This window comes from Streptomyces sp. NPDC093510 (genome assembly GCF_040683555.1).
Lineage (GTDB): Bacteria > Actinomycetota > Actinomycetes > Streptomycetales > Streptomycetaceae > Streptomyces.
Map to the genome: position 1 here is coordinate 1 of NZ_JBFBEE010000044.1, position 23,917 is coordinate 23,917.

Genomic DNA, 23,917 nt, shown 5'->3' on the forward strand with positions numbered 1-23,917 from the left:
CCGCTCCGCGGAAGCGCTAGCGGGCCGCTGCGCGGCCCGCACAACCTGACTGCTGCGCAGTCTGGTTAACGCCCCGTCCGCTGCGCTCCCAGGGCTGCGGGACTATGTCCCGCTACCAGGCTTTCGCTTCACTCCATCCCGGTTCGGCGAGTCCGCTGCGCTCCCCCGCCTGACGGTCCTTCCGGCGGCGCCTCCAGGACTGCTTGGGCCCGCTGGCGCGGGCCGGGCTGGCTACTGGGGGTGGGGGGTTGCTCGTTCGTTGCCGGTTTCAGTGTAGTGGGTGCATCGGGTTGATGCAGCATGTAGTCTTGGCGGAAATACGGGACACCCCCAACCGCCCTGGAGCCTCCCCATAATTCCGAGAGGAATGACCGCGGATGGCCGGTCACGCTGAATCTACCGGACCTGATCCCACGCTGAGCAGCGTTTCTCTGCGCCGGGTGACGCAGTATCAGACGGCGTTCGTGAACGCCCGGTTGAGGCTGTTCGCGCTCCTGGAGGCGCAGGGAGTGCCCGCGAGCGAGGCGGACGACCTGGAGGCCGGGGCGGTCGCCGGGGCGCAGTGCCAGATGTTGGAGCTGGACGGGATGGCGCCGGCCTCCCGGAGCTCCTGTTCGCGGACGGCTGGGACGAGGGGGTGCGGGTCATGAGCCAGGCCCTGGTGGGCATCGCGGACCGGGAGTGGTCACGGCGCGGCGGCCGGTCCGCTGGAGCCGCTGAGCTGGCCGTACATGTTGAGGGCGTGAGGCAGCGTGAACGGGTCGGCCTGGAGCGGTTGGAGACGTTCGTCCGGGAGGCGGTGCTTCCGCGGACGCATTCGCACACCACGGCGCGGCGTCGGGTGCTGGAGGCGCTGGGCGAGGCCGGCGGTCTATGCACGGCCCGGACGCGGACGGGGACGTCGTGGTCTGCACGCTCGGTGCCGGGCACTACGACGTGGACGACAAGCCGCCCTTCAAGGACGGAAAGCCCGGCGGCTGGCACAAGGCGGGTGTGTCGATCTGGAACGACCTGGGCGCGGCCTGCATTCCGCACGCGGCCCTCTGAAAGACCACAGGAATTCGATGCTCGGAGAGGGCATGGAAATGTCAGCGATTCAGCTCAAGGAACACCAGGTAGACCAGCGCTCCGCGTTTCGCAGGTGGGTGGGATTCCCTGCAAGATCATCTGTGCCCCCGCAGGGTGCCCGAGGCACAATCGTATCAGCGACCGGCTCGGGCAAGACGATCACGGCCGCCGCGTGCGCGCTGGAGTCGTTCGCGGACGGCCGGATCCTCGTGACCGTGCCGACCCTGGACCTGCTCGCGCAAACCGTCCAGGCGTGGCGCCTGGTGGGCCACACCAGGCCGATGGTCGCGGTGTGCTCGCTGGAGAACGACGCGGTGCTGAACGCGCTGGGGGTGCGGACCACCACCAACCCGATCCAGCTCGCCCTGTGGGCAGGGTCCGGGCCGGTGGTCGTGTTCGCCACGTACGCCTCCCTGGTGGACCGTGAGGAACCGGAGGACCCGACGGGTCGGAGGAAGGTTCGCGGGCCGCTGGAAGCCGCTCTGGCGGGCGGGGAGCGCCTGTACGGCCAGCGCATGAACGGCTTCGACCTCGCGATCGTTGATGAGGCCCACGGAACCGCCGGGGACATGGGGCGGCCGTGGGCGGCGATCCACGACAACACCCGCATCCTCGCCGCCTTCCGGCTCTACCTCACCGCCACACCGCGCATCCTCGCCTCGCCCTGCCCGCAGAAGAGCACGGACGGCCAGGAGCTGGCATCGATGGGACAGGACTCGGAAACCTACGGGCCGTGGCTGGCCGAGCTCGGGCTGAGCGAGGCGATCGAGCGCGAAATTCTCGCCGGATTCGAGATCGACGTGCTGGAGATCCGCGACCCCTCCCCCGTACTCGGGGAGTCCGAAGAGGCGCGGCGGGGCCGGCGTCTGGCCCTGTTGCAGACCGCGCTTTTGGAGCACGCGGCGGCGTACAACCTGCGTACGGTCATGACGTTCCACCAGAAGGTCGAGGAGGCCGCCGCGTTCGCGGAGAAGCTGCCCGAGACGGCTGCCGAGCTGTACATGAACGACGCCTCGGACGAGCACCTGGCGAAGGCGGAGAAGCTCCCCGCGTCGTCGATCGACGCGGAGTTCTACGAGCTGGAGGCCGGCCGCCATGTCCCGCCGGACCGGGTGTGGTCGGCGTGGCTGTGCGGCGACCACCTCGTGGCCGAACGCCGCGAGGCGCTCAGGCAGTTCGCCAACGGCATCAACGCGGCCGGGCGCCGGGTCCACCGGGCGTTCCTCGCCAGCGTTCGCGTGCTCGGAGAAGGCGTGGACATCACCGGCGAGCGGGGTGTGGAAGCCGTTTGCTTCGCCGACACCCGCGGCTCGCAGGTGGAGATCGTGCAGAACATCGGCCGCGCACTCCGGCTCAATAAGGACGGCTCCACCAAGGTCGCCAGGATCATCGTGCCGGTGTTCCTGGAGCCGGGCGAGGACCCGACCGACATGGTCGCCTCCGCCAGCTTCAAGCCGCTCGTGGCCGTCCTCCAGGGCCTGCGCTCGCATGATGAGCGCCTGGTCGAGCAGCTCGCCTCCCGCGCGCTCACCAGCGGCAAGCGCAAGGTCCACGTCCGGCGTGACGAGGACGGGCGGATCGTCGGGGCCGGCGGGGAGGGCGACGGCGAGGACCAGGACGATACGCAGGCCGCCGTCGAAGCGGCGCTGCTCTACTTCTCCAGCCCGCGCGACGCGGCGACGATCGCGGCATTCCTGCGCACTCGGGTCTACCGGCCGGAGTCGCTGGTGTGGCTGCAGGGCTATCAGGCCCTGCTGCGCTGGCGGGCGGAGAACGAGATCACCGGCGTCTACGCCGTGCCCTATGACGTTGAGGTCGAGGTCGGCGTCACAAAGGACTTCCCCCTCGGGCGGTGGGTCCACCAGCAGCGCAAGGCGCTGCGGGCGGGTGAGCTGGAGGGCCGGCGCAAGGTCCTCCTGGACGCGCCGGAGGCCGGGATGGTGTGGGAGCCCGGCGAGGAAGCCTGGGAGAGCAAGCTCGCCGCGCTGCGCTCGTATCGACGCGTCACGGGGCACCTCGCTCCGCGTCAGGACGCGGTCTGGGGCGAGGGCGAGGCGATGGCGCCCGTGGGGCAGCACATGGCCAATCTCCGCAGGAAGGGCGGCCTCGGGAAGGACGCGGAGCGGGCGGCGGAGCGCGCAAAGCAGCTGGAGGCGATCGACCCGGACTGGAACTGCCCCTGGCCGCTGGACTGGCAGCGCCACTACCGGGTGCTCGCCGACCTGGTCGACGTCGACGGCAGCCTGCCCGAGATCCAGCCCGGCGTCCTGATGGACGGCGATGACATCGGGCGGTGGTTGGAGCGGCAGTCCCAGCCGGGCACCTGGGCGCAGCTGTCGACCGAGCAGCAGGAGCGGCTGTCCAGGCTGGGTATCAAGCCCGCTGAGGCGCCATCTCCGGCTCCGACAGCAACGCGTGCGACGAAGGGCCCGGGCAAGGCACAGCAGGCGTTCCAGCGCGGTCTGGCGGCCCTCGCACAGTGGGTGGAACGGGAAGGCGCCCACTGGCCTGTACCGCGCGGCCACGCTGAAGAGATCGTGGTCGACGGTGAGCCGGAGCCGGTGGTCATCAAGCTGGGCGTATGGAATTCGAACACCCGGGCGAGGTGGGACAAGCTCACCTCCGAACAGCAGGTCGCCCTCGCCGCCCTGGGCGTGCCCTGGGCGAAGGCGGCGGTGCCTGCCCCGTCCAGCCCGGCATCGGTGGACGACGGTCTCGTCCAGCCCGTGCCGTCGGACGCGCAGGCGCAGGAGGACCACGACAGGGCGACACGGTGACGGAGGAAGAGCGCCGGGCGGCGCGGGGCACGGCGCGGATGCAGCGCATGCGCACCCATACCAAGGCCGAACTGCTGCGCATGGCCTATGCGGGCGGCCTGGTGCCGTACAACAACCCCGAGAAGTGGCGCAAGGACGAAATCGCCTCCACCGTGGTCGACACCGAGTTCCGCACCGCCGACCAGCCCGCCCCGCCCCGGCCCGCCGCAGTCACCGCACGTCCCGTCCCGGTGAAGCCGCTGCCGCAGAAGGACCACCATGACGAGTGCGACAAGTCGGTGTACGAGGGCAGCACCTGCGACCTCATCGAGCAGTACGGACCGCCCTCCGAACAGGGCGACTACTGAGACAGTCACCCGATCGGGGAGGCACGTTCGGCGCCACGGCTCAGGCGAGGCTCCGCGACGCGATCAGCCGGTTGGTCAGCTCTACCGTGGCGAGGTACCACCAGAAGATCCAGTCGAGGAATGCTTCGTCGTACTCGCCTCGCTGGTCGGCCCGGCGGTGGCGCAGGTCGAAGCGGTTGGCGATCTCGAACAGCGCGCCTTCGTCCTTCCCGAGGTGCTGCTTGATCAGGGCACGGCGTTCCTCAAGGATGCGGGCGAGGTTGAAGATGGCCGATCGCTTGCTCTCGGCTGACGTGTCACGCCCTCGGAAGAGGGCGATGGCGTGGCGGACACCGGCGGTGGTGTCGGGTGGGCTGTCGTTGAGGGCGCGGTGCACCAGCTGGCTTCGGGCGTCGTCGGTGACGGTGACCAGGCGCCCGAGGTCCTCACCCTCGGCGGCCAGTTCGTAATCGATGCCGGCCTCGCGCAACAGCTGGTTGACTTTCCACCGGTACAGGAAGCGTGCCGGGCCGTTGTGAAACTCCGAGTGGTGCCATCCGCAGCCGCTGTAGGAGTGGAAGCGCCGCGTACGGGGGCGGCTCACCAGGTCGTGGAACACCTCGATCAGCCCGTAGAAGGTGTCTTCGCCCCACGCCTCCGGCGCCAGCGGCCACAGATCGGGGATGCCAAGTCGCCTGTCGATCACGTCGGAGGGGTCAGGCAGCTCGCTGTGATCGTCGATGCATTCCTCGCCGAAGACTTCGACCAGGTAGCCGTTGTCGGCGAACTCGCCGATGAGCCGCGCGAAGTCCCGTCGGGTGTCCCGTGCGGCACTGTCATCGTGAGCAAGTCCAATGCCGCGGCGCTGCGGCCAGTGCGGCCGGGGCGCGGCCGCATGCCTGAGCTCGGGCGCCCGGCGGATGAGTTCGGTGAACCAGTCGTGCTGGTCCATCACGGCCCGTTTGGTGCCCCAGCCGGTGGCGGTGGTCGCCCAGGGATCGGATGTCGGCGCGGTGTGGTTGGGCAGATCCTCGAAGTCGGCGACTGCGGTTGTGCCGGCCAGGGCCTCCGTCATGAGCCAAATAGCCCGGTCCTGCCAGGAGCCTGTGGACCGGAGCACGCGCTCGCCCTCGGATATGAACAGCGATGCGGGCCAGAGGAGTTCGTAATTGCTCAGGTCCAGACTCACCACAACATCATCACCCATAGGAGATGCGTCCCGACCCTGGGCGATGAATTCCCGTCTCAGTCCCGGATGAGCTCCTGGAACTGCGGACATCCCACCGCATGCCCCTCTCTGACGAGGACTTCCCCGGCAACGACCACGACCTCCGCTACCACGGCAGACAGTCGTGGCACACACGAATCTCGTGCGAGTTGCCGTCTTCATCGAACGCCTTGAGATCGACGGAGCCGACCGGCGCCCGGTAGGTGACGTCCTGCTGCGGGTCGGAGCCTTCTGCCATGGCGGCCAGTATCTACCAGCGCTCAGATGGCCTTCGGGGCAAGGAACGTGACCCGTCCGCCACGATCGTCAGCAGACCCGCACAGGACTGCCCGTCTTGCCGCCACACCTGCAGGAACGCTGTGGGAAGCGGCGAGGAGTGTTGTCAGTGGGTGGCCATAGCCTGTCGAGACGGGAAACGCAGAGAGGCACGCCCATGAACGCCAGTTACTACCGGAGCCAGCTGGACAGAAAGAACAAGGCTCGCGCTGACGCGGAGAAGAAGGTCGGCGAGTTCCGCAAGAAGGAAGCCGACAAGCGCGCGAAGGCCACGAAGGAGAAAGCGGCAGCCGCCAAGGCAAGCAGCCAGGGCACCGTCAACAGCAAGCAGCGTGCTGCCCAGCGGTACGAGAACGAGGCCAACAAAGCTGGCCAGGACGCCAGCACGTGGAGCGCCAAGGTCGGCAAGCTCTCCAAGGAGGCAGCTGACCTGTCGGCCAAGCTGGCGAAGGCGGAACAGGTTGAGCGGGCCGCCGCAGAGAAGGCTCGCCAGCGTGAACAGCAGAAGACGGAGCGTCATGCCGCAGCTGAGCAGCAGAAGATCGAGAGCCGTCTGTCGGCGACGGAGGGCGAGGTGCGCACGGTGCTGAAAGAACTGCGGGCCCCGAAGCCGGAGAAACTGCGAGTGCTGCTACTGGCAGCCGCCTCCGCCGGTGACCTGCGAGTCGGCCAGGAACAACAGAGGATTCGTGCGGCCGTGCAGAGCGCCACCCATCGCAACCTTGTCGAACTGGATGTCCACCCTGCTGCGACGGCGGACGTCTTCCTGGACGCGCTGACCCGGTTCCGTCCCCACGTGGTGCACTTCTCCGGCCACAGCACACAGGACCTGATCGCTTTCGAGAAGGGCGAGGACGGTTTCCACGAAGGTGCCATCGTCAGCGCCGGCGCCTTCGCCCGGGCCATCGCCGCCGTGGACGACAAGCCGCTGCTGGTCATGCTGAACTCCTGCCACTCCGCAGCCCAGACCGGGAAGCTGGTCGGCACCGTGCCATTCGCCATCGGAATGTCCGACACTATCGGCGATGTCGACGCCATCACCTATGCCGCCCGGTTCTACGCCGCCGTCGCCGACGGCCAGTCCGTCCAAGCCGCCCACCTGCTCAGCCGTGTGGCCATCGAAATGAACGGCCTGCTCGACCGCGACCTGCCGACCCTGGCCTGTGCAGCGGACGTCGCCCCCAGCGCTACAAAGCTGGTGACGCCACCTCCGGAGTAGGACGTGGGCATCTCGTGCATGAGCACCCTGCTGTGGATACGCCTGCTAGCCCGGACCGATCGGTTGAGCCGAACGCACGATAGATGTCACCAGTGACGGGCCGCCGACCTGCGCCTTTGCGGCTGGCGCGGCAAGGCAGCTGTCACTGGTTCTGCACGTTACTTGTCATCGGTGAGGGGCTAGGCAGGCATGCTGTCACCGGACGCGCCGCAGCTGGCCAGGTGGATGAGTCGGGCCGTTGCGGGGGCTCAGCCGCGGTCCAGCGCGTCTATCAACTTGCCGAGATTCCGCACCGCACGATCGGACGCGCCCTTGGCTGCCAGAGCTCCCAGAACGACGTCCCGCTCCAGCAGCCCTGAGCCGCGCAGGTCCTGCAGAATGCGCTGGGCTTGCTGCTTGCCGAACTGGTCACCGAAGCCGTTGTTCTTGTAGAAGTCCAGGCGGTCGATTGCTTCGGCCAGCTCGGAATCGATCTGCTCGGGCTGCTCATCGGGCCGGGTGAGGTCGATGGCGCCGAGTTGGCGCGCCCAACCTTTGAGCGGAAAGCCGTGGATACTCTCCACGATGGCCAGCGAGGACCCACGTGCCAGGCCCGCAGCGAAGTCGAGGGTCTTCTCGTCCGGAACGTATGCCAGAACGGGCCCCTTGCCACGGCCGACACGGTCGCGGGAGGCACGGGGTGTGGTGACAGTGTGTTCCGCCGCGAAACGCCGCAGGGACGGGATCTGCTGTTCCACACCGAAGGCATTAAGCACGAGCACGCCAGCGGCGCCCTGCTCAGCGCATTCTTGCCGGACCCACGCCACGGCCAGATCGGCTGCGATCTCCCAATCCCGCTCGGGGTCGTCATCGGGCACCCACGCTGCCCGCAGGATGCTGCTTGCGCTCACCACGTTCGCGGTCCTCTCTACCTGAGACGGCCGCGCGGAGTGCGCGGCCGGACCTGGTCACGCTATCCGCAGCCTCCGACAACCGGTCCCTGTGCGAGTAAGGGGACGGAGGGTAGACGGGCCCGCCCGTCGATCTTGGTGACATCGGGCGTGCTTTGGTGACGCCTATCGTGCTTCGGCTCATCGGTCCGGGCTCGCAGGCTGTTCGGGCGTGGTTGCTACAGGTCGAACTCGAGGTGCTCGATGTCCGTGAAGCGGACCTCCTCCAGCTGGCCAGCGCGGCGGCCGTTGTCCTGGAAGTACATCTCCTTGAGTGCTTCGGCGGCGATCCGCTGGAGCTGCCGGTCGGTGGCGCCGGCCTCCTGGGCGTCGAAGAGGCGGGCGGCGTAGCGGGGCGGCAGCGCGACGCTCAGGTGTCGAAGGCGGTCCTCGTCCGTCGTGCCGATCGGCGCGGTGTAGCCGATGCGGGCGCGGGTGTCGATGACGATGCCGCCGGTAGTCGCCGCCCTCTGCCGCGCCTTAGCGCGGATCTGCGGCTGCCACCGCTTCTTCACCTCCCGCTCCAGACGGGCTGCGAGGTCCGGGCGGGGCTTCTTGATCTGGTCTTTGACGTACCGCTCGACCGTGCGCTGCGAGATCCGCAGCATCTGGGCGACCGCCTTGGTGCCCTTCAGCTGCTTGACCAGGTACCGCATCTGCGCGGGCGCGCTCTTGGGCGCCGGGCGGGTGAACGCCTTGTGCACCGCGGCGTCCAGGCCGTCCCTGAACATGCTCATCGCGCTCTACCTACTCCCCGGTGTCCTGATCGGTGACGGTGCCGTCCTTGATGTACCGGGCGAGGTTGAGCTCCGGGGCGTTGAACTGCTCGCGCACACCCTCGCCCCACAGCACGCTCTGGGTGCCCTCCCACTTCACCAGCCCAGGGTTCACACCGAGCTTGAAGCCGCCGGGCAGCGGCTTGCCGTCCCGATAGGGCAGGAAGTCCAGCGGGGAGGGCCCGTCGGAGGCGTAGACGGCACAGTCCGAGAGGATGGCCACCGGGTACTGCCCGGTGAAGGCGGCGTGCTTGACGATCTTGCGGTGCATGTTGATCCGGGTCCGGGAGATGACGGCGGCGCGGATGTCCGGGCGCCACGTCGGCCGGGCGAGGGCCCGCCACGGCTGCCCGGGCTTCCAGCCCTCCCCGCGCGGGCGCTCGCGCAGCTTGCCGATGCCGCCCTTCACGGTCGCCTTGATTGCGGACACAACAATCGCCAGCTGAGGGTCACGCTGCCGGTAGCCGTCCATCGCCGCGAGGAACTCCTCCGGAGGCAGGTCCGCGCCCACCCCGAGGTCGGCCATCGTGGCGAGGTAGGCATCGCGCAGCCGGTTGTACCAGGCGTCCAGGTAGCGGCCGTTGTCGTGGCGGACGTACGCCTCGATCGGGGGCACGTCGTAGCCGAGCTCTACCGCGTACGCCACCGTCGGCGTGGCATACCAGGCCGGCCCCTCCGGGCGGTCACCCTTCGGCGTAAACGGACTTGGCAGCAGCTCGCCGTCCAGGTCCGTCCACTCCTTTGCGAGCTTCACGCGGGACAGGTCGACGTGGCTGAGGTCGACCAGCCAGGAGCCGGGCAGTTTCGCGTCGAAGACGGGGTTCTTGACGTGCGTCGGCGCGCCCAGGCCGACCGTGAGGCCGTTCGCGCCGGCGGCGAAGGCCATGTTCACGTCGATGCCCACCAGGTGGGGGCGAAGGCATTCGGCGTCGGTGAGCGGGCGTGCCCAGTCGTACGCCTCCTCCACCAGGACCTCGGCCGGGGTGCGGTGGTGGAAGCGCGGCAGGTCCGCCAGGACCGGGTGCCCGTCGGGTGCCTCGCACGGCGCACAGTCCACCGGATCCTTGCCCAGCGAGCCGGGGTTGTGCTCGGAGTGCCGCTTGCCCGTCGCGTCTGGTACGGAGGCGCGGGTCGGCGGGTGCAGGGCGGTCATCAGCTCCAGGCCGGTCACGGCGGTCGATCCGCGCGGCGTCATCACGCGGGCCGCATACGTGCCCAGCAGCCGGGCCAGCTCCGCCGGCGGCAGCTGCCCCGCGTCTGCCCAGTGCCGGGTGTCGAGCGCGTCCCACGATGGGATGCACAACTGCACGCAGGAGCGCTCCGAGCCCTGCGCGGGGCGGTAGATCCGCGCCCACGGCCCGAACCCGCGCTTAGTCAGCTGCCAGTGCGCGCGCGCCAGCTGCTCGATGACCTTGTGGCCCTCCGGCAGCCGCCCGGCCAGGCGCTCCTGTTGGGTGAGCGTGACGGGCAGGCCGTAGTACTCGCACGCGGCCTCGGTCAGCACGATCAGGGGGTCGGCGTCCTTGCCCGCCCCGGACAACTTCGGCTGACCGAGCCGCCCTTCGCGCAGCGTCCACTCCACCAGGGACGGGATCGACTTCGCGGTTACGTCCAGGACCAGGCCGCCGACGCAGTACGCCAGCACCTGGCCGTCGGTAACGTCGACGACCGCGAGCGGACCGTTTTCGAAACGCGGATCGGCGCCGTTCACCAGGGTGCCTGCGGGGGCGGCCTTCTTCGAGGCCGGACGGCGCGACGTCGGCCTGGTCGTGACCGCCGGGCGCGGTACAGGGGCAGCGGGGCGCAGTGCGGTGTTCGCAGCCTCCGCAGCCGGGCCTGCGGGTGCGGGCGCAGGAGCGGCCGCACCCGCAGGCGTCTCGGGAACCGCCGTGTCCTCAGAAGACACCGGAGCGTTGGGGGGGTAGAGCTGGGCGAGCTGCTTGAGCATGCGGGCGTAGGCATCGCGCTCCGGCGGCCGCGGCTCGGTCTTGCCGGCCTCCCAGCCGCTGACCGTTGCCCGCCGCACCTGCAGCGCGGCGGCCACCTCGTCCAGCGTCAGGCCGTGCGCCTGGCGCAGCCGCTTGCGCTCCGCCGGGGGCGGCAACTGGGAGCGGGACGCGATGAGCGCGTCGACCGCATCGAACAGCTCGGACATGCAGCACCTCCTGTCCCGCAACCCTAACGTGAAGCGCACATTTCACGTACCAAACGCGTACGGGTGGCGTAAATGGCGGTTGGGGGTCCACGATTGCTTCCGGAAAGGCGTCCGCGAGCTGGGTTGCTGCAGGCTCTTTAGCCGAGGGCCTGCGGTGGTGTCCTGGCTACGCCTGAACTGGCCGGGGAGAGCGGCTTGGTGTGAGAGGTCTGGGAGAGCAGACGGCCGCCGTGCACCAGTCATCGCGGTGGCAGAACGCTCGGGGGCAGGCATGGGTGAGATCGTCAAAGGGCTCGAACGAGCGTTGCTGACCCGTCCCATTCCCACCGGTGACGCCGCTGTGCGTTTCCTGCTCAAGACGGAGAAGGGCTCCACGAAGAACGTGGCTGTCCTCCTGGGGATCTCCCAGCGCACGGTACAGAGGTGGGCCACCACCCGGCCGGGAGTGCGTCGGCGTCCCAGTGCTGTGCATAGGGGGTTGATCGATGAGGCCGTCAGGGCACGGTGGCAGCCCCTGGTGCGCGCCCGCCGAAGGGCCCGGGCCGAGGCCGACGGGTTTGTCCTCCACAACAGGGCGCGGTTCGGATTCGCCGCTCCGGCAGGCTCGTCGGACGATCCGCGGGTACGGCTGATCACCCAGTACCTGTCGGGAGAAGTGGCCCGCGAGCTGTTCGCCGCCCGGGACGCCGGCAGGGGCGAGCAGCAGCAGTTGGTGATCCTCGCCCGTGCTCTGGGGCATGCCTACTTCCGGGACGGAGGCCGACGTGCTCACGGTCTCGGGATCGCCTTCACCGACGTGGAGTTCGCCGATTTCTCCATCAACTGACGTGCACCTGGGTCCGGGTTCAGGACGAGGGCGGGATCTGGTGCCGTGTCAGCATCGCGTCGTAGCACTGTGCTTCCTTGCGTTCGCGCCAGTCCCACTGGATACGGCCGGTGCACTGGCCGGCGGGCGGCTGGGGCGGGCGGAGCCTGGCCGCCTCCGCTACGCGCAGCAGGTGGGTGCGGTCGTGAGAGCCGGCCAGCAGATGCTGGTCCTGGCCAGGAACGAGCCGGGCGAAGCAGACGGCGGCCTTCAGGAAGACGCGCGCCCACGGCGGCACGCGGTGGGTGGCGCAGCCGTCGGTGTAGCGGGCGCGGTCATGCAGGGCCAAGGCGGCCGCGGCGTCGTCGTAGTCGCCGGGACGGGCGGTGGCGAGCTGCTGGAAGGAGGCGCCGGTGAATGACGCGGCGGCGAGAGCGGCGGCCAAGCGGGGATGGGCGGTCACGGTGGCCAGGCGTCGGGCGACTTCCCGGGCTGTCTGCTCGGTGAGCGGTGCGGGTGGCGGGCGGTGCCGGAAGGTGATCGCCGGCGGCGCGCACGGGGCGGTACATGGAGCGGGGCTGTCGTAGGAGACGAGACGGTCCAGCACAGGCAGGGTGAGCCACCGGTCTGCCGGCCGGGCCGGCTGGTCAACAAGCTGGGGTACGGGTGCGGTCGCGCCGTAGTAGTGGCGGCGGGCGGCCTGGAAGTCGGCGGTGACGCAGTAGTCGGCCGTCTGCAGCGCCTGGTGCAGGGCGGCGGGCAGATGGGGGCGGTGGCAGACCAGGGTCAGGTGTATGCCGGTGAGGGCGCGCAGTTGCAGGAGGCACATCGTGCGGCGGGCGGTGAGGCGGTGGGCGCGCAGGACGGTCAGCCGGGTGACGGACAGGGCCGTGATCCATGCGGTGGCGGCTTCCCAGGCGGGCTGACGGCCGTCGGGGAAACGCCCCGGGAGCAGGGGCGGTTTGCCCAGGGCGGCGATAAGGTCGTGGGCGAGGCCGGTTTCGCTGGTGGTGCCCGGGCCGGGGTGCAGGCTGATCCGCCCGGAGGGCGGATGGTGGGCGGCCAGGGCGGTGTGCGTGTGAACCGCATCGTCGCCCGGGTCGATGACCACGGCGACGGACGGTGGCACGGCGAGTGGCATGGCGGCGCGGTGGTCAGGCGAGGCGACTGAAGGCCCAGCGCAGCAGCTCCTGATCGACACGGGAGCGGCCGATGCGGGTCAGGGCAGTGCGGGTGTGGGCGGTCAACTGGGCCCAAGCGCGAAAGTTGCCGTGTGCGGCGTGCTGGTCGGCGAAGGCGATGTCGTCGGGATCGGCGTCGGCCCAGACCGGGTGGAACAGCGGAATCACCTCAAGGACCTCGGCGGGGGTGAGGCGGGTGAAGTGCTGCCAGATGAAGATGCGGGAGGACAGCATTGGTTCGCGGCGCAGCACGGTGTGGCAGCCCTCGCCGCCGACGAAGATGATCGCGAGCTGGGTTGAGGGTTCGTCCCACAGGTAGCGGAAGTATTCGAACGCCTCCCCGTTGAGCCATTGGGCCTCGTCCACCAGGAAGGTGCGGGGGCGTTCGGCCAGCGCGATCTTCAGCAGGCGGTCGAACTCGCTGGGGTGGCGCGGCGGTTCGCCGGCCAGGTCGAGCGCGGTGAACAGTTCGTAGCGCACCGCGCGGGCGGTGGGCCGGGCCCGGAAAGTGACCCGGCGGACGTCCTCGCCGGGTTCGAGTTCGCGCAGGCAGGTGTTGACGGCGAGGGTCTTGCCGAAGCCGGCGCCGCCGTGGATGCACATCATGGCGCGGGCGGCGACGGTGTCGGTGATGTTCTCCCGGGCAGTGAGCAGGGCCCGGGTGGTAACCACGGAGGCGTCGGGCAGGTCGACGTACTGGTAGGTGACCGCGGTCACGAGGTGTCTCCGTCTTTGTCGGTGGTGGGACGTGCGGCCCGCCCGTCAGGGCCGTCCGGAGCGGGAGCGGAATCACGGCCGGACGGGAGCGGGGTGGGCCGGTCTGGCGTGGTCAGCGCGGCCAGGGAAGCAGGGGTACGCCACCCGGCCGGCGGCGCGGCGGGAGGGATGAGGTCCGGCAGCGACAGGTCGGTGTCGGTGGCCTGGGCGAGTTCGGCCTCGGCCTGCGCGGTGGTCAACGCACCGAGCCGCTGAGGTGCCTCGGGCTGGTTCACTGCGGCGTAGCGCTCGCGCTGGGAAGCCTCCAGGTCCTTCTTGAGGCGGCGGGTGCGGGCGGCCCGTGCTCGCCGTACGGCGCTGACCTGTTCCTCGGTGGCCCGGTCGGCCAGATCCGCGGGACCGAGGTAACGGCCGGTGGCCGCGTGGTAGACCTCGATCCGGTGATCGTGGTGGGGCATGAATCGGACCCGGACCTGGATCCCGGCCTGACCAGTCATCCACGCTCCCACATAGTCGCGTTTCCTGAAGCGCACCCCGCGGGTGGTCAGCGTGCGGGTACCGGCGTCCTCCAGGGTGAAGGTCCACAGATCCGCGACTGGCACGTCCCGCAGCGGGGTGGGATCGTCCTGCCACGCCTGAAGCGGGGTCCTGCCCCGCAACGGCACCGGGCTGTGCTCGGTGTTCCACCAGAGCGTCCAGGCCAGCAGCCGGGCGGTGAAGTCCTCGAAACTGAGCACCATCTCGTCCTTCGGACGGGAAGAACGTTTGCCGGGGCGCGGCTGACGGGCGTAGCCGGGCAGCGCGGCCAGGAACATGCTCTCCACCGCCCGGTTGAGACCCTCCACGGTGCCCTTGAGGTGGGGGGTGTAGGCGGGTAGGTCCTCCACCGTCACGTCCAGGAGATCGAACGCAGCGGTCACGGTCCTGGACAGGAAGTCCTTGCCACGGTCCACACGCACCTTCTCCGGCAGGCCGCTGAACGGGCCGTAGGGGTCCTCGCGCAGGACCGCGGAGCGCAGTGCGGACAGCACGGACTCCCGCGACGGATGCACCGGCGTTACGGCGACGCCGGTGATCGCGTTCGTCGCGCAGTCGGTGAACCAGGTGATCCACGGTCTGCGGGCGGTGCCATCGACGTCGACCAGCACCGGGGCCTGCATGTGGTCGGTCTCCCACACTTTGTTGCGCCAGCCCCGCGGCCGGGCCAGGAACACATCGTGCTTGCGCGCCGCCCGCTCCCCTCCCGCGAGGCCAGCCCGCTCTCCCGGCGTCAGGTCCCGGCGGATCGCGCGATGCAGCGTCGTCAGCGACGGTGCGTCTGCAGGCGGAGACTTCCGAGCGGCGCGGAGGACCAGTTCGCGATGGACGGCCCGCACGTTCCCCTTCCACAGTGCCAACAGCCCACGGACTTCAGGCGTGATCGTGAACGTCGCACCGGCCCGGGGCGGGGCACCAGGGCTGGTGGCCGCGGCCTCATCACCCTCAGCCGCGGCCAAGCACCGCCACACCGTGCGCTCCGCCACCCCCAACGCGTCTGCAGCCACCCGTACATGACCCGCTGTCAGCGTCTTCCCCGCCCGCAGAGCGAGCAGCCGCCGTACCGCCGGACCGCGCAGTGCCGTCCTCGACGCCGCAGGCAACCCGCCGCCTGTACGGACGGCGTCACCGTCCTCCATGTCATTCCCCTCGCGCGGTGGGACGTCGTGTACGTGCCGGGTGCCGGGCGCTGCGATCGCCCCTCCGCCTCTTGCCGGAGCGCCTGGTTCACAGCGGCGGCGCGACCCTGCGCAGCAGCCGTCCCAGCAAAGCCCGGTCGACGGCCGCGTCAGCGGTGGTCAGCAGCGCGTTCTGCATGTGGGCAGTCAGAGCGGCCCACATGCGGAACGTGCCGTGGGCGCACGACTGGTCGATCCACGTCAGATCCGGGGCCGCGACGGTGCGCCACAGCGGATGGAAGCCGGTCACCACGGCCGCCACTTCCGCTGCAGCCAGGCGCGGAACCTCCTGCCAGCCGCCGACCCGCGATGCCAGCTGCGGCAGCCGGGCCAGCGCCCGCTCGCTGCCCGACCCGCACAGCACCACCGTGATCCGTGTGCCGGGGTCGTCCCACAGGCTCTGCAGGTACTCCAGGCACGGCACAGGCAGGCGCTGCGCCTCATCGACCACCAGCACCCGCGCCTCACCCAAAGCCCCCGCGACCGCGGCGTCGGCCCGCGCCGAGGTGTGCGGGAAACGGCCCGGCAGCGCCAAAGCATCGAACACCGCCCGCCTCATGCCGGACACCGACGGGCGCACCGGCACCGGCACCCACGTCACCTTCCAGCCCGGAGGCACCTCGTGGAGCGCCATCCGCACGGCCGCGGTCTTGCCCCGGCCCGGGTCGCCGAACACACACACCGCGCCCTGAGCCGCCATCGCCTGCCCGACCGCCTCGGCCACCGCCCGCACCGACGACGTCCCCACCAGCTGTGCTCCCGCCGGCAACGCCACACCCGCCACCGCACCGCCCTGCCCCGCCGACAAGCCCGCGAACGCCGCCGGCGGCGCGGGGTGCGGCGGCCGGCGCGCCGCCACCTTCGCCGCGCCGCCCTCACGCGTCCCGGCCAGCGCAAGGTCAGCCAGCGCCTGCCGTGTCCGCTGCTCCTCCCGCTCCCGCCGCACCACCACGCGGTCCGGCAAGACCCTGCCGGCCTCCAGGTCCCGCCGCACCACCCGGTACAGCGACGCCAGCGACGGCACCTCTCCCCCGGCATCCTTCAAATGCCGGTGCAGCACCGACACGTTCCCGCCCGCCTGCGCCAGCACCTCCCACACCTGGTCGGACAACTCCAGCCGGGCCCGCGGCCTGCGCTCCACACGGCCTTCCGTCCGCGCCGCGTCCAGCCAGCGCCACACCGTGCGCACATTCACCCCACCAACCTGCGCGCCCGCACGCACGTGCGCCGTGGTCAACGCCCCCGCCGCCTCGAGCTCCAGCAGCCGGGCCACCAGCACCGGCCTGGACACCCTCAACCCCGCCGTGACCTCACCCCACACGCCCGGCTCCCCCACCCCACACCCTCCCGACGCCCAAACCCGACGCCGACCACCGTGCCGCCGACCGGCCCCCGAAGGATCAGAAGTGCCGTTCCCACGACAGCGGAACAGAGAAGGGTGTACCGCCCCATGACAGCCACGACGGCACCAGACACCGCCCCATGTCAGTGACTCCCCACGCTCAACACCACACCACCAGCGAAAACACCATGACCTGACATGCCGTCACTGACACCACCCACTGACACCACACCGGCACATCGCAGACAACCTCGGCCGGAAGTCGAACCACCGCATCAGCGGCGGCGACTGGCGGAACTTCTCCAACTTCCCCGCCACCGCGCCGAACGGCAACGCCTACGCCTCCTGCTCCGCCTACCACCGGGGCAGCGGCGGCAATCCGTGGGGCGTGGACGCCCCCGTTCCGTTCCTCGGGGACGGGCCGGGGAACCGTCCCGGCAGTGTGGTGCACTGTGACGAGCCGGCGAACAAGTTCACCGAAAACCTCACCCGGTGACCCGGAGTGGGTGAGTGAGCACATGACCACCGACTGATCCGATGCACGAAGAGGGGGGACAGGCCGGCCCGCACCGGCCGGCCCGTCCCCCCTCCGCACGTCTAGGGAGAAATCCTCATGGGCTTTCTGTACTTGGCCTTCTTCGCCGCGTTCCTCTACCTGGTGCCCGTGGCCCTGCTCTGCAGGAAGGTCGCGATCAAGACAACGGCGAAGATGGGCTGGACCATGGCTTTCCTGCTGATCGTCTTCCCCGTCATCCTGCTGGTCATCGGCGGCGTGGTGGACGCCAAGGGAGCCGCGTCGTAGGCATCTGCCGCATCACGCACAGAGGGAGCACGGCATGCGCATTCCTGGACCCGAACCGAGGGCGGACGGCGGGGTGGGAGCCATCGCGGAGACCGGGGGCCTGCACACCTACCAGCTGTGGCTGCACCAGGAGTACGGGCCCGTCGCGCGCTTCCAGCTGCCGGGCGTGGAGATGGCCGTCTCGGTCGCCGACCCCGTGCTCCTTGAGGCCGCGGCACACATCGACAAGCGGCCCGAGCCGCTGTTCGAGTTCCTTTCACCGCTGTGCGAGGCGGGGACCTCCAGGTGCTCGGCGCCCGTGAACACGGGCCCTGGCGGCGGCTGCTCCTGGAGGTGCTCGCCGGGCGGCCTTCCCATGAGCGGCACTTCGGGGAGTTCGTCTCGCTCGTGGAGGAACTTGCCGACCGGTGGGGCGCCCAGACGCGCCCGAATGACCCCGGCGATGGGGGCGGCGCGCCGGTCGTCGCCCTGCAGAAGGATCTGACCGCGCTCTCACTACGGATGATCTGCGCGTACGCACTGGGCGGCGACGGCCTGGACGGTGTCGTCGACCCGGACGCGGTCGTCGACGCCTTCGAGGTCGCCCTCGCCGAGTACCTGGGGAAGATGTACCGGGCCGCGAACGAGGGGGAGGACGACAGCGGCGCCGCGGAATGCTTCACCACCGCCGTCTCCCAGCTCGGCGAGAACTCCACCGCGATGCGCCTGGGCGGAGTCCACGCGCTGGCCGGGCTCGCCGACGTCCCCACCGATCTGCTGCCCCAGACGTGTGCGGTCAGCTGGTCCGGCCGGGGATCACGGCGAGCTGGGAGACGAGGAGTTTGGGCCGGGTGGTCATGACCTCCCTGACCGTCCACCCGTCAGCTCGCAGCAGATCCGCATAGGCCGCCACGAAGACGTGCTCCTCGGCTGCCACATCCGCGAAGCTGTAGCCGTTGATCGCGTCCGGGAAGGGCACGTGGTGTCCGACACGGACCTGCCCTCTCCCGGGCCAACCGGGACTGCACAGAAAACCGGCGGTGAGAACGCGGCTGTACTCGTCGAACTGCGCTGCCGGGTAACGCTGAAGGAGCAGAGCGGTCGCGGCCAGCGTCACCGCCTGGTCCCGCGCGTCAACGTCCACCACAGTCCTCCCCCCTCCTCTCCCGATGCCCGGAATTCTGTCAGGGCTGCCCCCAACTCTGAATCGGCGCTGCGGATCATCGCTCTCCTTCCGCATTGGCCTCCGGGGCGGGAGGCCACCAGGGCCCTGACGGTCCGGCCCCGGTCCGTCCTCATCAACGTCGACCGCTCACGCCGCACGCGACCACGGCGGTGTAGGTTCCGCACTTAGACCTCATTTCACTTGGTGAGCCTGCGGTGACATATGAGGATCGCGGCGATGGCGGTGAAGGCGCGGAAGTGTTCCGGCTTACGTTCGTAACGGCGGTGGAGGCGTCGGCAGCCCGACAGCCAGGACATGGTCCGCTCCACGACCCAGTGGTGCCGGCCTAGGCGTTGGGGTGACTCGATGCCCTTGCGTGCGAGGCGGTGCCGGATACCGCGGGAGGCGAGCCAGCGCCGCAGGTGGCGGTAGTCGTAGCCTTTGTCGCCGTGCAGCTTGCCGGGCCGTCGGCGGCGCGGGCCTCGACGAGAACGGATGGGCGGAATGCCGCGGACCAACGGGATGAGGGCCTGGCTGTCGTGGAGGTTGGCGGCGGAGATGCCGACCGACAGGGGAATACCACGACAGTCGACGAGGAGGTGGATTTTCGATCCCTTCTTGCCACGGTCGGTCGGATTCGGCCCCGTCAGCTGCCCCCTTTGAGGGCCCGGACGCTGACGGAGTCGATCGCGCACCGCGACCAGTCGAGCCCGCCCCGGGCGCCGAGTTCGTCCAGGACCAGGCGGTGAAGCTCGGCCCACACCCGGGCCTCGGTCCACTCGGTGAACCGCCGGAAGGCAGTGACCCCTGACAGCCCGAACCCCGGCGGAAGTTGGTTCCAGGTGCAGCCCGAGGTGGCCACGAAGACGATGGCGGCCAGGACCTCACGGTCCCCTCGTCGGCGGTGTCCTCCGCCCTGCGGGCGAACCGGTGCCGGTGGCACCACCCGCTGGAACAGCGTCCACAGCTCGTCCGGTGCCATCCGCTCGACAAGCGCAGCAGTCATCACCCCAGACTGCCGCAAGATCACGCCAAGTGAAATGACGTCTAAGAAGGGCGACAACCGATACTCCGTCCGCCTCATCGACGGCAAGGACAACGGTGCAGGCGGAAAACGAATAGACAAGACGTACACACAGAACCGCGTCCTTGACGGCGACCCCTTCTACGTGAAGATCACCGACTAGCCGGGAATGACATGCCGCTCCTTCACGAGTACACCTGCACGGCCACACCAGGCCGCCGCGTCCTGGAGGTGTACGACGCCGACACCTACCTCGGCGACACAGCAACCCTGCACACCGCCGAAGAACAGGTCGTAGCCGGAGAGCGCCACCACCTCCACCTGGTCAGCCTCCAGCCCGCCATCAAAACCCAGGTCAGCATCCGCATCTGGGACACACTCCCCCACGTGCCTGCCGACGCCGAAGGCCACGTACCGATCACCATCGAGTCGCAGACCGGCACCCTCGTCGTCAACGAGCTCGAGTTCGGCCCCGCCGGCGAGACGACCCTGCCCCGGCCCGGCGTGTATGAGGGCCACGCCTGGTGGCGCGGCCGACAAGCCGCAGGCGACTACTACGACAGCTATTTCGACCAGGAGACCGAGGACTGGTCCCTCGAACAGACCCGTGCCTACTTCGCCCAGTGCCCCGCGGGCGAGCACTACGTCCTCGACCTCGCCTACCTCCGCGAGCCGGACCCAGTCGACGGAAACCAAGCGGGTCGCTGAAGCCCCGCAACCATGCGGCAGCGGCCAGCCTGCGTCCTGAGCGGCACGCCCACGCCTCGTAGCAAGGGGCCGGTCTCCTGTCCCAGAACCTCTGGGCAGGAGACCGGGCGGTCAGGACGGCCCGCCCCTTTCACCTGCAGCGTCCCGCCCGGTCCAGCTCAAGGGCCCGGCTAACGGACCCTGGAAAAGCAGTGCGCCTGGCCACCGTCCTCGTCGGGCACAGCATCCGCGCACGCTGTCCGCCCCTGCTCACCCAGCGACGGAGTCGGAGCGGAATCCTCCCAGCCGTATCGCCGCGGCTCCGTCGAGTCCTGCCACCACAAAGTCAGCCCACCCGCCACGGCCATGAGGACCAGCCATACCGCCACGGCCCACCGCCACAACCGGCGACGGCCTGTCACCGCCACGGTTCCACCTCAGCCCCGGCGCCCACCAGGATCGGACCGTACCGGTGAACGCTTCTTGCGATCCCTTCACTGCCGCTCAGCGCGCCGTCTCCCGTCGCGTACGTCTCGAACGGAACGGGCGCACGCGAAGAATTGCGGCGGGCCGCTCGTTCAAGACCCTTGTTCGCTTCTGCGCCCAGCCCCTTGGCCAGCTCGCACCGATTGGCGCCGTTTCGGACCATATTGCCTCCTGTCACGGCTACTTGGACGACAGAGTAGGACGAGCACGCCCAGGAGTCCTCGCGGCGGCCATGCCGACGCCGCGCGGCTGACACACGGCGCAGCGACTGGTGAATATCGGTCGACGTCAGCGCCGTGGTGCGCCCGGGGTTCGCGTGCCTGTGCGGCGGCGCGCCAGTGCTCTCAGATGGTGAACCCGCCATCGCAGTACCAGGCGCTCTCGGCGAGGGCCTGGTACGTGGCGGTCTGCCAGCTATTGAGGCGTGCCTGGCGGCAGCTTTCAACCTGTTCGTGAGGTACGCGCGGACACTCTCGGCATATTAGGCAGAGGCAGCGCTGTGCAACTGCGCGAGGTAATAGGCAATGCCGCTGACTTCTTGAGCCGCCTGGGCGGCATAGAGCTCCGTGAGCCGGAAGATTGCGAAATGACGTTCCACGCGTTCGGTCAGGGAGGCATTCCAGTGAGCAGGTGGGTCGACGAGGAACTGGACGGCCGCTGGCCTCGTCTCCACGACGGTGGCGGCGAGTCACGCATCGTCGCTGGTAGCGTCGGAATATGGGCGGGAAGGACCAGGAGGAGGAACGGGAGCGGCACCTGCTGGGCGCCATCTGTGCCGAGCTGTGATGTGTTCGGGCCGTCCGGCCCCGCTCCGGCGCGGGGTGCGTGGGCGGGAGGCAGCATCATGCGACGGGCCGGGCTGTGACAGTCGGGGGCACTGCTCCGTGAGGGGGGGGCGCGCAGGCGCCAGAGGAGGTCGCGTGCCGCATCGCGGGTGGTGGTGTCGGCGGGCGTCATCGTGGTCATCACGGGCAGGCCGAGGGTGTTGACGGTGATGGGTCTGCTGCGGCCGTTGATCTAATGGTCGGTGGCTGAGGGTGCTGAAGGCGCCTCCTCGATGCCGACTGTCGGCGTCAGCACGAGACGCCCTCCGCTGATTCGGGCCCTGGGCTCTGAAAAAGGACTGACGCGCATCGCTTCGGGAGGCGGCGCGAGGGCCTGAGGAATCGAATGCTCTTGGCTGTGCGCCGGGCGCGGGTCAGCGTCGCCGTGCGGGAATGAAGGCGCCGGTGAGGCGTTCGGCCTCGGTCCACAGGCGTGCCGCGATGGTCTTGTCCTGGGCGCTGCGCGGCGGGGCGATGGTCTTGGTCGGGCCGACCATCGCCCAGCGCGGGCCGTAGTAGCCCCCCGCGGTGGCGTCGGGGCTGGTGGCCGCGTACAGCAGGGGTTCTGCACCCTGCTCCGGTCCCTGAGACGGAACGATCTTGTACAGAAGTGATTCCAGCAGGCCGGGCCGGCCGCCGTTCAGGGTGGGGCCGGAGGTCATCAAGTTGGTGCGGGTGTAGCCGGGGTGGGCGCCGGCCGACAGCAGGGGCCAGTCGTGCTGCGTGGCGAGTTCGGCGAGATGGATCATCATCATCATGTCGGCGAGCTTGGACTGAGCGTAGGCCCGGGTGGGGCTGTAGTTGCGGCTGGACTGCAGGTCGTCGAAATCGATGCGGGCCCTGTTGGCGGTGCCGCTGCTCATCGTGGCCACCCGCGGGGCGGGTGCGGCCAGGAGCAGGGGCAGGAGCTGGACGGTGAGAGCGAACGGGCCGAGGAAGTTGCTGCCCAGTTGCAGCTCGAAGCCGTCGGCGGTCTCCGTGCGCTGGGGCACGTTCATGACGCCTGCGTTGTTCAGCAGCAGGTCCAGTGGCCTGCCGTCGGCGGCCAGGCCGTCGGTGAACTCGCGTACCGACGTCAGGTCGGCCAGGTCCAGGCGGCGGACCTCCGTCCGGGCGCCGGGGTGCGCGGCGAGGATTTCGTCGCGGGCCTGCTCGCCCTTGGCCGGTGTGCGCACCGCGAGCAGGACATGGGCCCCGGCGCCGGCCAGCCGCTTGGCGGCCTCCTTGCCAGTGCCGCTGTTCGCGCCGGTCACCACGGCGAGCTTTCCGTGCTGGTCAGGAACCTGGTACATGAGGGAACTCCATTACGGACTGCCGGTATCTTGTTTCGATCCCACGATAACGGACCGCCGGTATCTAATCAAAGTACCGCCGGTTTGTAACATGAGGGCTGTGACCTTCCAACGTGCCCGCACTGACGAACAGCGCAGCCAGCGGCGGCGCCAGATCCTGGCCACCGCGGCCGAGATGCTGACCGAGATGCCGGTCGCGAAGCTGAGTCTGAACGAGCTGAGCCGCCGCGTCGGCCTGGCCAAGGCGAATGTGCTGCGCTACTTCGAATCACGCGAAGCGGTGCTGCTCGACCTGCTCGACACCGAAATCCAGGACTGGATCACCGAGCTGGAGCGAGCGCAGGCGGACGGCCAGGGCACCACGCGAGAACGCGGAGACGCTCTCGCCGACCTGCTCGCCACCTCGATGGCGCAGCGGCCCACCCTGTGCGATCTGCTCAGCGCTCAGGGCGCGGTACTGGAGCACAACATCTCCACCGAGGCCGGCATCCGCCACAAACGTGCCGCCCGTGAATCACTGCAGAGCCTGGTCCAGCTCGTCCTGCGCCACCTCCCCGAACTCGGCTCCGAGGATGCCGCCGCACTGGTGGAAACGACCCTGCTGATGGCCATGACCGCCTGGCAGTGCAGCCGTCCCACGGACGCGATGCTCGCGGTCTACGCCTCCGACCCCGAACTGGCTTCCATGCGCCTGGACTTCACCGACCTGGTCCGCCGTACGACGGCCGTGACCGCTACCGGTCTGCTGGCTCGACGCCAAGCGCGGACCGACGCGCCCCCGGCCAACTGAACGAGAGTCGTTCCACAACTGCACGAGTGCCATAGCGGCCTTCGCGCTGTCGAACAGCTCCCCGTCGCGCCGTCTCCCGAAGTGGGGTTCTGGCACAGCTTCCGGGCTCTGTCGCCGATGTGGGGGTGCCCGACTGGTGGATCACGGCGAGAGGAGGGTGCGGTGCCGTAGGAGTGCCCAGGCGGGCTCGCCGTGGGCTGGCAGAGGGCTTCGCGGAGAGCTTCCCGGCGCCCCACGGACTCAGGCGGTGCGGCCTTTGCGGTATCGGCCGGCCCGGCTCGGTCCTCGTCGGCGCTCCAGGGTGCGGGTCGCCTTGTTCTCGACTGGCTCCAATGGCGGATGCCGTTGTGCGTG

Annotated in this window: 23 protein-coding genes; 10 read left to right on the plus strand and 13 right to left on the minus strand. The window is 69.6% G+C overall.

The features are described 5' to 3' along the window. Positions 1-685: 685 nt before the first annotated feature. Entirely contained in the window at positions 686-817 is a 132-nt protein-coding gene (locus tag AB0N81_RS40155; RefSeq protein ID WP_365367568.1) for a hypothetical protein, read from the minus strand. A 56-nt stretch (positions 818-873) separates the two neighbouring features. Between AB0N81_RS40155 and AB0N81_RS40160 the strand changes: the two genes are divergently transcribed. Genes AB0N81_RS40160 through AB0N81_RS40170 form a run of 3 tightly spaced genes read left to right on the plus strand, consistent with a single transcriptional unit; the run spans position 874 to position 4,192 of the window. Then, positions 874-1,047 (plus strand): hypothetical protein, encoded by a 174-nt coding sequence (locus AB0N81_RS40160; RefSeq protein ID WP_365367570.1) that lies wholly within the window; start codon positions 874-876, stop codon positions 1,045-1,047. Between the two features lie 38 nt (positions 1,048-1,085). Continuing rightward, positions 1,086-3,845, plus strand: coding sequence for a Helicase associated domain protein (locus AB0N81_RS40165; RefSeq protein ID WP_365367572.1), 2,760 nt, complete (start codon positions 1,086-1,088; stop codon positions 3,843-3,845). Next, positions 3,842-4,192 carry a hypothetical protein gene (locus AB0N81_RS40170; RefSeq protein ID WP_365367574.1) on the plus strand — a complete coding sequence of 117 codons (351 nt, stop codon included), beginning with the start codon at positions 3,842-3,844 and terminating at the stop codon, positions 4,190-4,192. Before AB0N81_RS40165 ends, AB0N81_RS40170 begins: the two co-directional genes overlap by 4 nt. Before the next feature lie 40 nt (positions 4,193-4,232). Here AB0N81_RS40170 and AB0N81_RS40175 read toward each other — a convergent pair whose 3' ends face one another. Both AB0N81_RS40175 and AB0N81_RS40180 read right to left on the minus strand, forming a co-directional pair. Then, the gene (locus AB0N81_RS40175; RefSeq protein WP_365367576.1) at positions 4,233-5,378 is read right to left on the minus strand and encodes a hypothetical protein; all 1,146 of its coding nucleotides are present in this window, start codon (positions 5,376-5,378) and stop codon (positions 4,233-4,235) included. Positions 5,379-5,505: 127 nt separating this feature from the next. Further along, positions 5,506-5,637 carry a hypothetical protein gene (locus AB0N81_RS40180; protein WP_365367578.1) on the minus strand — a complete coding sequence of 44 codons (132 nt, stop codon included), beginning with the start codon at positions 5,635-5,637 and terminating at the stop codon, positions 5,506-5,508. A 195-nt stretch (positions 5,638-5,832) separates the two neighbouring features. Here AB0N81_RS40180 and AB0N81_RS40185 point away from each other — a divergent pair, with 195 nt between their 5' ends. Beyond that, positions 5,833-6,894 (plus strand): hypothetical protein, encoded by a 1,062-nt coding sequence (locus tag AB0N81_RS40185; protein WP_365367580.1) that lies wholly within the window; start codon positions 5,833-5,835, stop codon positions 6,892-6,894. Positions 6,895-7,142: 248 nt separating this feature from the next. On the opposite strand, the gene AB0N81_RS40190 is transcribed toward AB0N81_RS40185, so the two are convergent. The 3 genes from AB0N81_RS40190 to AB0N81_RS40200 all read right to left on the minus strand — a co-directional run bounded on the left by AB0N81_RS40190 (position 7,143) and on the right by AB0N81_RS40200 (position 10,754). Beyond that, positions 7,143-7,784, minus strand: coding sequence for a hypothetical protein (locus AB0N81_RS40190; RefSeq protein WP_365367582.1), 642 nt, complete (start codon positions 7,782-7,784; stop codon positions 7,143-7,145). Between the two features lie 218 nt (positions 7,785-8,002). Next, entirely contained in the window at positions 8,003-8,560 is a 558-nt protein-coding gene (locus AB0N81_RS40195; RefSeq protein ID WP_365367584.1) for an XRE family transcriptional regulator, read from the minus strand. A 10-nt stretch (positions 8,561-8,570) separates the two neighbouring features. Beyond that, on the minus strand, positions 8,571-10,754 hold the full coding sequence (locus AB0N81_RS40200) for a helix-turn-helix transcriptional regulator (protein ID WP_365367586.1): 2,184 nt from the start codon (positions 10,752-10,754) through the stop codon (positions 8,571-8,573). A gap of 271 nt (positions 10,755-11,025) precedes the next feature. Between AB0N81_RS40200 and AB0N81_RS40205 the strand changes: the two genes are divergently transcribed. Beyond that, on the plus strand, positions 11,026-11,580 hold the full coding sequence (locus AB0N81_RS40205; RefSeq protein WP_365367588.1) for an XRE family transcriptional regulator: 555 nt from the start codon (positions 11,026-11,028) through the stop codon (positions 11,578-11,580). Positions 11,581-11,599: 19 nt separating this feature from the next. On the opposite strand, the gene AB0N81_RS40210 is transcribed toward AB0N81_RS40205, so the two are convergent. From AB0N81_RS40210 to AB0N81_RS40225, 4 genes are all read right to left on the minus strand, one after another. Next, on the minus strand, positions 11,600-12,700 hold the full coding sequence (locus AB0N81_RS40210) for a hypothetical protein (RefSeq protein WP_365367590.1): 1,101 nt from the start codon (positions 12,698-12,700) through the stop codon (positions 11,600-11,602). Positions 12,701-12,713: 13 nt separating this feature from the next. Beyond that, positions 12,714-13,457 (minus strand): ATP-binding protein, encoded by a 744-nt coding sequence (locus tag AB0N81_RS40215; protein WP_365367592.1) that lies wholly within the window; start codon positions 13,455-13,457, stop codon positions 12,714-12,716. Continuing rightward, the gene (locus AB0N81_RS40220) at positions 13,454-14,617 is read right to left on the minus strand and encodes a transposase (RefSeq protein ID WP_365367594.1); all 1,164 of its coding nucleotides are present in this window, start codon (positions 14,615-14,617) and stop codon (positions 13,454-13,456) included. The genes AB0N81_RS40215 and AB0N81_RS40220 overlap by 4 nt, the downstream gene beginning before the upstream one ends. Before the next feature lie 604 nt (positions 14,618-15,221). Continuing rightward, entirely contained in the window at positions 15,222-16,451 is a 1,230-nt protein-coding gene (locus tag AB0N81_RS40225) for an ATP-binding protein (protein WP_365367596.1), read from the minus strand. Positions 16,452-17,127: 676 nt separating this feature from the next. Between AB0N81_RS40225 and AB0N81_RS40230 the strand changes: the two genes are divergently transcribed. Together AB0N81_RS40230 and AB0N81_RS40235 are read left to right on the plus strand one after the other, a co-directional pair. Further along, entirely contained in the window at positions 17,128-17,316 is a 189-nt protein-coding gene (locus AB0N81_RS40230) for a hypothetical protein (protein ID WP_268769297.1), read from the plus strand. A 264-nt stretch (positions 17,317-17,580) separates the two neighbouring features. Continuing rightward, positions 17,581-18,156 carry a hypothetical protein gene (locus AB0N81_RS40235; protein WP_365367646.1) on the plus strand — a complete coding sequence of 192 codons (576 nt, stop codon included), beginning with the start codon at positions 17,581-17,583 and terminating at the stop codon, positions 18,154-18,156. Here AB0N81_RS40235 and AB0N81_RS40240 read toward each other — a convergent pair. Together AB0N81_RS40240 and AB0N81_RS40245 are read right to left on the minus strand one after the other, a co-directional pair. Continuing rightward, positions 18,092-18,442, minus strand: a complete 351-nt coding sequence (locus AB0N81_RS40240) for a hypothetical protein (protein WP_365367598.1) — start codon at positions 18,440-18,442, stop codon at positions 18,092-18,094. The two genes, AB0N81_RS40235 and AB0N81_RS40240, sit on opposite strands and share 65 nt — an antisense overlap. A gap of 215 nt (positions 18,443-18,657) precedes the next feature. Beyond that, positions 18,658-19,466 (minus strand): IS5 family transposase gene (locus AB0N81_RS40245; protein ID WP_365367600.1). Its coding sequence is split into 2 segments (ribosomal slippage): positions 18,658-19,116 and positions 19,119-19,466, totalling 807 coding nucleotides; the frame shifts between segments, so codons are not numbered across the junction. Positions 19,467-19,500: 34 nt separating this feature from the next. Between AB0N81_RS40245 and AB0N81_RS40250 the strand changes: the two genes are divergently transcribed. Both AB0N81_RS40250 and AB0N81_RS40255 read left to right on the plus strand, forming a co-directional pair. Further along, positions 19,501-19,647, plus strand: coding sequence for a hypothetical protein (locus AB0N81_RS40250; RefSeq protein ID WP_365367602.1), 147 nt, complete (start codon positions 19,501-19,503; stop codon positions 19,645-19,647). A gap of 11 nt (positions 19,648-19,658) precedes the next feature. Continuing rightward, positions 19,659-20,192 (plus strand): hypothetical protein, encoded by a 534-nt coding sequence (locus AB0N81_RS40255; RefSeq protein WP_365367604.1) that lies wholly within the window; start codon positions 19,659-19,661, stop codon positions 20,190-20,192. 1,663 nt (positions 20,193-21,855) lie between these two features. Here the strand turns inward: AB0N81_RS40255 and AB0N81_RS40260 are convergent. Further along, complete coding sequence (locus AB0N81_RS40260) at positions 21,856-22,773, minus strand: SDR family oxidoreductase (RefSeq protein ID WP_365367606.1); 918 nt, start codon at positions 22,771-22,773, stop codon at positions 21,856-21,858. A gap of 100 nt (positions 22,774-22,873) precedes the next feature. Between AB0N81_RS40260 and AB0N81_RS40265 the strand changes: the two genes are divergently transcribed. After that, positions 22,874-23,563 carry a TetR family transcriptional regulator gene (locus AB0N81_RS40265; RefSeq protein WP_365367608.1) on the plus strand — a complete coding sequence of 230 codons (690 nt, stop codon included), beginning with the start codon at positions 22,874-22,876 and terminating at the stop codon, positions 23,561-23,563. The last annotated feature ends 354 nt before the right edge of the window (positions 23,564-23,917 follow it).

Bases quoted from the DNA above. Each gene is read 5' to 3' on its own strand.
- AB0N81_RS40195 (WP_365367584.1), bottom strand. From the start codon at position 8,560: ATGAGCATGTTCAGGGACGGCCTGGACGCCGCGGTGCACAAGGCGTTC.
- AB0N81_RS40210 (WP_365367590.1), bottom strand. From the start codon at position 12,700: ATGCCACTCGCCGTGCCACCGTCCGTCGCCGTGGTCATCGACCCGGGC.
- AB0N81_RS40200 (WP_365367586.1), bottom strand. From the start codon at position 10,754: ATGTCCGAGCTGTTCGATGCGGTCGACGCGCTCATCGCGTCCCGCTCC.
- AB0N81_RS40165 (WP_365367572.1), top strand. From the start codon at position 1,086: ATGTCAGCGATTCAGCTCAAGGAACACCAGGTAGACCAGCGCTCCGCG.
- AB0N81_RS40155 (WP_365367568.1), bottom strand. From the start codon at position 817: ATGCGTCCGCGGAAGCACCGCCTCCCGGACGAACGTCTCCAACCGCTC.
- AB0N81_RS40230 (WP_268769297.1), top strand. From the start codon at position 17,128: ATGGGCTTTCTGTACTTGGCCTTCTTCGCCGCGTTCCTCTACCTGGTG.
- AB0N81_RS40260 (WP_365367606.1), bottom strand. From the start codon at position 22,773: ATGTACCAGGTTCCTGACCAGCACGGAAAGCTCGCCGTGGTGACCGGC.
- AB0N81_RS40160 (WP_365367570.1), top strand. From the start codon at position 874: ATGCACGGCCCGGACGCGGACGGGGACGTCGTGGTCTGCACGCTCGGT.
- AB0N81_RS40250 (WP_365367602.1), top strand. From the start codon at position 19,501: ATGACGTCTAAGAAGGGCGACAACCGATACTCCGTCCGCCTCATCGAC.
- AB0N81_RS40220 (WP_365367594.1), bottom strand. From the start codon at position 14,617: ATGCAGGCCCCGGTGCTGGTCGACGTCGATGGCACCGCCCGCAGACCG.
- AB0N81_RS40185 (WP_365367580.1), top strand. From the start codon at position 5,833: ATGAACGCCAGTTACTACCGGAGCCAGCTGGACAGAAAGAACAAGGCT.
- AB0N81_RS40255 (WP_365367604.1), top strand. From the start codon at position 19,659: ATGCCGCTCCTTCACGAGTACACCTGCACGGCCACACCAGGCCGCCGC.
- AB0N81_RS40175 (WP_365367576.1), bottom strand. From the start codon at position 5,378: ATGGGTGATGATGTTGTGGTGAGTCTGGACCTGAGCAATTACGAACTC.
- AB0N81_RS40205 (WP_365367588.1), top strand. From the start codon at position 11,026: ATGGGTGAGATCGTCAAAGGGCTCGAACGAGCGTTGCTGACCCGTCCC.
- AB0N81_RS40180 (WP_365367578.1), bottom strand. From the start codon at position 5,637: ATGGCAGAAGGCTCCGACCCGCAGCAGGACGTCACCTACCGGGCGCCG.